The sequence below is a fragment of the Bacillus cereus group sp. MYBK139-1 genome, assembly GCF_051916915.1.
In the GTDB taxonomy this organism is placed as follows: domain Bacteria; phylum Bacillota; class Bacilli; order Bacillales; family Bacillaceae_G; genus Bacillus_A; species Bacillus_A pacificus.
Genome location: NZ_JBQAHO010000017.1, coordinates 1 through 2481, shown reverse-complemented (window position 1 = coordinate 2481; position 2481 = coordinate 1). Strand labels below are relative to the sequence as shown.

The window sequence follows — 2481 nt, the reverse complement described above, 5'->3', positions numbered from 1 at the left end:
TCATCCTGAGCCAGGATCAAACTCTCCAATAAAGTTAGTTTGTCTAGCATCTAAAATAAAAATTGACGTTTCACGTTGTTTGTTTCGTTCAGTTTTCAAAGAACTACTTAGTCGCTCATTTGCGACTTCCTTATGTTAACATTTTCATCTTTCAATGTCAACTAAGTTTTTCATTTCGTTTGTCGCTTTCGACGTTGTTGTCATCGGCGACTTGTTTTATATTACACCCCTATTCAGTAATAGTCAACATTAATTTTTCGCTTTTTTAGAAAAGATGAAATAGCTACTCATATTCCTCTTTATTTTCCATACATATAATTAAAATATCCGAAAGGGGTGTAGGGGTTGTTCGATCCTACCTTATTACACATCATCAATGCTCATTCAAGAAATCCACACTATCATAAGAAGTTTCCTATCATTCTATTTTGGAGCCAAAAAAGTGGTTGTACTTCTCTTGCCAAGTGGTTCTTTTACCAAATTGATTTATTACAAACAGCTCTAAATTATAGCCCTTTCATTCATAATTATGAATATGATATATACAAAAATGCGCCTGCCTATAGTCTACGGCTAGGTATAGCGTTACGAGAAAAACAAAAAGAAACTTTTAAACTTGTTCGTAACCCTTATAAGAGAGCAGTCAGTTCTTTCGTATCCTTAATTGCACCTCCTTATATAGAAAATCCCGAATGGAAGCCTATCCGAAAGTTTCTATATCAAGACGAAAATTCGTCCAAAGGGCTCTCATTTAAACAATTTCTATACTATCTACTTATTAATGGGGCACAAGCAAATAGTATTAATCCGCATTTCACACAACAATATATAGCTAATGAAGAAAAATATGTAACCAATTATATATACTTAGAAAACTTCAATCAGGATATGAAAGCATTAGAAAAGCGTTTCGAATTAAAAACCGCACCAATAAATGATTTTTCAACATCCTGGCATCATCAAACTCCCTCGATGATTTATAAAGGGAATTTTAGTGAATCCGATATTACTGACCCTTTATTCCCCCGTCTTCCAACTTTCGAAAGTTTTTATGATACTGAATGTATACAACTCGTTCAAACAATATTTCAAAATGATTTCAATATGTATAAATATAGCAAAGAATATCCATACTGATTTCAATCTATTATCTTTCCAAATAAAAAAACACTTAATATATAAGGTGTTTTTTATTTAAACTATATACAACATACTGCTTAGCATTCCTTACTATTCAAGTTATTCTTCTTTAATAACTTACTTATCTTTTGTTTATCTGCCCATCCTACCCCTATTAAAACTAAACTTCCTCCTATTACTATCTTCCAAGTTACAGACTCACCTAATAAAACAATTGAAGCAACAATACTTATTAATGGTAACGCATTTAAATATAACCCACTTACTGATGCTGAGACTGTCTCTAGTGCTCTATTCCAAAACCAATACGCTAAAATTGTTGCGCCTATAACAAGATACATTACACTAAATCCAGTCTTCCATGTTTCGATTTCCGGGAAACCATAGTAAAAAGTTTCTACCATTGCAAATGGTAATAAAATAACAGCTCCAATAATTAAAGTTAATGTTGTAAAAACCTTGTTTGATAAATACTTTTCTTGTTTTGGTCGTTTCAGCAATACTGTATAGAAAGCAAATAAGAACGTACTTAATAAAATAAGGATATCTCCTATTAAAGATACTTCTTGATCCCCGTTACTAGATGGGATTGTAATAAGAAGTACTCCAATAGCCCCGAGTACAATACCAACCCAATAATTAAGCTGAATTTTTTCTTTCAAAAAGAACGCTGAAAAAAGAATTGTAACTAACGGTAAAGCAGCATCAATAATACTAACATGCAATCCACTTGTTAAAGAAATACCGTAGGATGTGAACATAAAGTAACCAGCTACACCAGTAAAAGATAGTAAACTCATTCTTTTCCACGGCACTTGTTTATGTACAACCGATCTTTTTAATTGTTTAAATGAAAATAGCAAACAAATTCCACTCGCGAAGAAAAGGCGAATAAATAACAAAGTAAATGGCTGAATAGATTCTAACGCCCACTTTGTTGGTGCAATGGCTGTCCCCCATAATATAACAGCCACTAATAACATGCATATTTCTTTCATAATCCCCCACACCCATCCAAAATATATGTTAATTACCTTAATTATAGATTTTTTCTTATGCGAAATCCTTTAAAAATGAAAAAACGTTATATGAAAAACAACTGAATAGTTATTTTCCACATAACGTTTTCATATATTTTTAGTCATTCTATAACTTAATTATATAAAAGGTAATTCTTACCTTAAACTAAAACATTTTAGGATCACTAAATTTACGGATTATGTCATTTGGTATATAAAAATAAACACAAAAAAACCTAAGTCGAAACGACTTAGGTTTTTGCTTGGCGACGTCCTACTCTCACAGGGACAAGGTCCCAACTACCATCGGCGCTAGAGAGCT

2 protein-coding genes are annotated in these 2481 nt (G+C 32.1%); one reads left to right on the top strand and one right to left on the bottom strand.

Going from position 1 to position 2481, the window contains the following annotated elements; all coding sequences use genetic code 11:
* The first annotated feature begins 345 nt into the window (after window positions 1-345).
* Window positions 346-1137: a sulfotransferase family 2 domain-containing protein gene (locus tag ACTFRS_RS28380; protein WP_139869851.1), complete on the top strand. Its 792-nt coding sequence runs from the start codon at window positions 346-348 to the stop codon at window positions 1135-1137.
* An 80-nt stretch (window positions 1138-1217) separates the two neighbouring features.
* Here the strand turns inward: ACTFRS_RS28380 and ACTFRS_RS28375 are convergent, their stop codons facing one another.
* Complete coding sequence (locus ACTFRS_RS28375; protein WP_139869852.1) at window positions 1218-2138, bottom strand: DMT family transporter; 921 nt, start codon at window positions 2136-2138, stop codon at window positions 1218-1220.
* Window positions 2139-2481 lie beyond the last annotated feature (343 nt).

What these genes read in the sequence shown, in the direction of transcription:
- ACTFRS_RS28375 (WP_139869852.1), bottom strand. Translation starts at nt 2,138, where the DNA reads ATGAAAGAAATATGCATGTTATTAGTGGCTGTTATATTATGGGGGACA.